Origin of the sequence: Acinetobacter sp. V2 (assembly GCF_001188385.1) — a bacterium.
Classification (GTDB): Bacteria; Pseudomonadota; Gammaproteobacteria; order Pseudomonadales; family Moraxellaceae; genus Acinetobacter; species Acinetobacter oleivorans.
In genome coordinates this window covers 233961-238865 of the sequence record NZ_JZFB01000004.1, presented here as the reverse complement: position 1 = coordinate 238865, position 4905 = coordinate 233961, and the positions used below count along the sequence as shown (strand labels likewise).

Sequence of the window (4905 nt, the reverse complement as noted above, 5' to 3'; positions counted from 1 at the left end):
CCTAGCCACACACCAGCCACGCCCCAATGGGTATAACGCGCTAAATAAAGCCCAATAGGGAAAGCAATCACCCAATACGCCATGAGCGTAATCCACATTGGTGCTTGAGTATCTTGCATACCTCTTAAACAGCCTGCGGCACTTACTTGTAATGCATCCATCAGTTGATAACCCATTGCAAACCAGAGTAAATACATCGCAACAGGAGCTACGTTTAAGTCTTGAGTATAAATCGAGATAATTTGTTCACGGCATAGAGCAATAAAAGTCATGGTTAATATGGCAAAAAATATTGCTGTGCTGAGACCAATCTTTTGTACTTGGTACATTGAAGCCCAGTTCTTTTCACCATAATAAGTACCGACACGGATAGTTAAGGCAATGGCTAGTGAAAGCGGAATCATAAACAGCACAGAGGTAACGGAAATTGCGACTTGGTGTGCAGCAATAAATACTTCACCAAGAGGGCTAAGGACCAATGCACCTGTACTAAAAATACTAATCTCAAAGAACACAGCTAGACCGATTGGTAGACCAAGCTGTAAAATTCTTTTAACTAAAGCCATATTAATTTTATCAAATCGGCCAAAAATAGACGTGTTTTGATAAGCCGAAGCTTTATAAATATAGCCTGCTAATGTAATTAACATGAGCCACTGTAAAATGGATGTTGCAAAACCACAGCCAGCGCTACCTAAAGCAGGTATTGGCCCTAATCCATGCATAAAGATCATGTTAAGAGGGACCAATACAACTAAAGCTAATAGGCTAATAGCTGTGACAGGACGTGGATGGCCTAATGCTTCTGAATAGCCACGTAATGCTGCGTACATGGTCACAGCTGGCATACCCAAGCCAATTGCATGCAAGAACAAGCTTGCTTTAGGTCGCAAGCTCTCTGGTACGCCGAACACATGCAAGAAAAACGGCATAAGCTGCAAAATGAGCATTGCTAGTACACCTAAAATGACAGCAACCCACAATGACTGACGAACAACGACAGGGATCTGCTCTGTATTTCTTGCGCCTTTTGCTTCAGCGACCAAAGGTGTTGTTGCAATCATAATGCCGCTGAACAGGAGCATGATTGGAACCCATAAACCGACCCCTACAGCAATTGCTGCTAAATCGGTTGCAGATAAATGTCCAGCCATAATAGTGTCAATTAACCCGAATCCTGCTTGAGCAAACTGGGTAATTAAAATTGGTAGCATTAAGTGGAAGAGTTGTTTTAATTCAGCCCGAAAAGATGTGACATTCGACACAAAAGGTACTCTTTTTAAATATAAAAAATGAAGCTAACGCTGCAAAGTGAGTACCACACCGACAAAGATGATGACTCCACCAAGAAACCGTTGCCATGTAACAGGTGTCTTTTCTGTGCCCAACCAACCAAAATGATCAAGTAACATAGAAATAACGATTTGCCCAAAAACGACTAGCCCTGTAAAGGTTAAAAAACCAAGCTTAGGTGCAGTATAAATGCTCATGCTGATTGCATAAACCCCAAGGAATCCTCCAGTCCAAAGAAGCCATGGAATATTTGATATTTCACTTAAAGAAGGCTTCTCGGCACTTTGAAAGAAAACCATAATGGCTAAAACAATAGTACCTATGAAAAATGATAATAAAGCTGCTTGTAAGGGTGAGTGTAGTTGCTCGCGCAGTTGAGCATTAATTGCGGTCTGAAAAGCCATGGCAACACCGATTCCCATAGCTAAGGGTAAGATCAGGAAAAGTTGACTAGAGAATTTCATCATTTTTATCAGTATTTAAGAATGTTTAAATTTAGTCTAAAGCAATTAAGGTATGTTTTCATAAGCCCATTGATGCAGTCATGTTAAAATAGAAATATTGTGTAAATTGGACCTGCTCCTTGGCCGTATTAAACCCTGCTTCTGTTCCTTTATCTTTATATATCCATATGCCTTGGTGCGTGCGTAAATGTCCATATTGTGACTTTAACTCGCATGCAGTACCAGACGGAGCACTTTCGTCAGAACTTGAGCAAACCTATTTAAAAGCATTGGTCGCCGACTTTGAAACTCAACTAGAGATGGCGCAGGGACGTCCGATCCATAGTGTGTTTATTGGTGGTGGAACCCCTTCACTGATTTCGGCACAGGGTTATGTATGGTTGTTTGCAGAACTTAAGTCATTGCTTAAGTTTGAAGATGGCTGCGAAATTACCTTAGAGGCAAATCCGGGAACGGTAGAGCATGACCCATTTGCAGGGTATTTAGAGGCTGGCATTAATCGTTTGTCTATTGGTGTCCAGAGCTTTGATACTGATCATTTACAAAAGCTTGGACGTATTCATTCTGCAAACAATGCAATTGAAGCGATTCAACAAGCAAAGCAGGCTGGCTTTAAGCGAGTGAATGTAGACTTAATGCATGGTTTGCCTGAGCAAACGCTAGAGCAGGCGCTCTATGATCTCAAGCTTGCTGTAGAAAGTGGCGCAACTCATATTAGTTGGTATCAACTTACCATTGAACCGAATACCGTTTTCTTCCGTACTCAACCCGTTTTACCGCAAGATGAAATGCTTGAAGACATTCAAGAGCAGGGTGAGGCATATCTTAAGGCAAATGGTTTTATAAATTATGAAGTTTCGGCATGGCGTAAAGAGCTGCCTTCAGCACATAATTTGAATTATTGGGAGTTTGGTGATTATCTTGCGATTGGGGCAGGTGCACATGGCAAATTGACACGACCAGATGGTGTGTACCGTTTCCAAAAAACTCGTTTGCCAAAAGATTATTTAGCTAAGGTTCCAGCCGAACACTTGCAAATGAAAAAGATCGAGGCAGAAGAGCTTCCTTTTGAATTTATGATGAATGCTTTACGTCTAAATGAAGGGGTAAAAGCTGAATTATATGAACAGCGTACGGGCTTAAGCTTAGATCATTTAAATGAGGTACTCACTTCACTACGAGCTAGAAAACTATTGGTAGAGGATAGTTCTCGTTTGGCTTGTACAGAGCAGGGGCATATTTTCTTGAACTCAGTACTAGAAGAGTTCTTGTGATAAAGCAAAGTCAAAGCCGCATTATCAAATGCGGCTTTTTTGATTTTAGCGAGTGGTGTAGCCACCATTTGCAAAAATTGTTTGACCGGTAATCCACCAACCATCGGTCACTAAAAAGCGAACTAGAGGCTCAATATCTTCAATTTTGGTTAATCCACCTAAAGCTGAAGCTGATTTGTGGTAAGCCACTGCCTCGGCAGATTCCTGCCCATAAAAGAATGGTGTATCCATAGGCCCTGGAGCAACAGCAGTAACAGAAATCTGACGATCACCAAATTCTTTTGATGCAGCACGGGTATAGTGTTCAACAGGAGCTTTTAAACCCTCATAGGTTGAATAGAGCCCAGTGTAAGCTGCAAGAAGAGAAGTCACGATTGAGCAGATCTTGCCGCCGTTATTTAAATGACGACCAGCCGATTGAATAAAGAAATAGGCAATTTTTGAGTTGATATCGCTCATGCTATCAAACTCTTGTTCTGTGGTATCTAAAAACGATTTCTTTAAAACCTTTCCAACTGTATTGATGGCAATATCAATTCCGCCAAAATGTTGTTTAGTGTCTAAGAATAACTTTTCAATATTATCAATATCCGTTAAGTCTGCTTGAATTAAAACAGCGTCTACACCGAATGCTATTACATCTGCGAGCGTCTGTTCTGCATCTGCTTGAGTTTCAGCGCTATTGTAGTGAATTGCAATTTTTGCACCTTGTTCTGCAAATTTACGGCTAATAAGTCCGCCTAAGTTTTTTGCACCGCCTGTAATCAGTACAACTTTATCTTTCAGAGTATGAGTTGCCATGATGATTGTTCCTATGATGACTTGTTTTAATGTGTTTTTAGTCTAGATTGGCGGTAATTTTTGATCAATTATGCTAGTTTGGTTTAACTATTCAGAAAATACGAACAATTAAATGGATCGGTTGCAGCAATTTTTTATTTTTTCAGAAGTGGCTAAACGACAAAGCTTTAGTGAGGTAGCAAATCAGCTTGATTTACCTCGCTCTACAGTAACGAGTGCAATTCAACAATTAGAAACTCACTATGGTGTTCGGTTATTTCATCGAACTACGCGCAAAGTAAGCCTCACTCAAGATGGACAAAGAATCTTGCCTGAATGTCAAAACCTATTATTTGACTATGAACAGCTTGAACAACTCATACAAACGCAAAAGCAGCATTACCGTGGCACGCTAAAAATTTCAATGCCCAGCCGAATCGTGCATCAAGTGATTATTCCAGAACTTCCCGATTTTTATAGCCGCTATCCAGACATTCATTTACAACTAAATAGCTCAGATGACATGACTGATTTGATCGAGAAGGGAATTGATTGTGTTGTTCGGGTGGGGCAGCTAGAGAATAGTAGTTTGATCGCGAAGTTCGTTGGTAACTTGATTATGGTGAACTGTGCAAGTCCCCATTATTTAGAACAATACGGTATTCCTGAACAATTAGAAGATCTATCTCAGCACAAACTCATTAACTACGCAGGAGCCGTAGGAGAAAAACAAGGCGTATTTTTATATCAAGATGGAACAGTGATGATCGATAGTGCTTTAAGTGTAAATAATACAGAAGCCTATGTTGCTGCAGCTTGTGCTGGCTTAGGGATTATTCAACTTCCATACTACGATGTTCAGGATAAAATAGAGCAAGGAACCTTGGTTGAAGTACTAAGTGCACATACAGCTCAATCTTTGCCACTCAATATTTTGTATCCGAACCGAAGTTATATTCCTAAACGTTTAGAAATCTTTATGAATTGGGTTAAAGACATTTTATATAAGAAATGCATCGTCATCTTTTAGTCATGAAACTAAAATAAGATAACAATAAAAAAAAGCCTCTCGCAGTGAGAGGCTTTTTAGAATT

5 protein-coding genes are annotated in these 4905 nt (G+C 40.1%); 2 read left to right on the top strand and 3 right to left on the bottom strand.

What is annotated here, in order from left to right; all coding sequences use genetic code 11:
• The coding region (locus UC75_RS14065; protein ID WP_049837951.1) for an MATE family efflux transporter at positions 1-1265 on the bottom strand (1265 nt) is incomplete at its 3' end.
• 33 nt (positions 1266-1298) lie between these two features.
• Positions 1299-1760: a DMT family transporter gene (locus tag UC75_RS14060; RefSeq protein WP_004794898.1), complete on the bottom strand. Its 462-nt coding sequence runs from the start codon at positions 1758-1760 to the stop codon at positions 1299-1301.
• A gap of 116 nt (positions 1761-1876) precedes the next feature.
• Between UC75_RS14060 and hemW the strand changes: the two genes are divergently transcribed.
• Positions 1877-3031: a radical SAM family heme chaperone HemW gene (hemW, locus tag UC75_RS14055; protein WP_049837950.1), complete on the top strand. Its 1155-nt coding sequence runs from the start codon at positions 1877-1879 to the stop codon at positions 3029-3031.
• A gap of 45 nt (positions 3032-3076) precedes the next feature.
• Here the strand turns inward: hemW and UC75_RS14050 are convergent, their stop codons facing one another.
• The gene (locus tag UC75_RS14050; RefSeq protein WP_049837949.1) at positions 3077-3832 is read right to left on the bottom strand and encodes an SDR family oxidoreductase; all 756 of its coding nucleotides are present in this window, start codon (positions 3830-3832) and stop codon (positions 3077-3079) included.
• A gap of 112 nt (positions 3833-3944) precedes the next feature.
• On the opposite strand from UC75_RS14050, the gene UC75_RS14045 reads away from it, so the two are divergent.
• Complete coding sequence (locus UC75_RS14045; protein WP_049837948.1) at positions 3945-4841, top strand: LysR family transcriptional regulator; 897 nt, start codon at positions 3945-3947, stop codon at positions 4839-4841.
• Positions 4842-4905: the final 64 nt, after the last annotated feature.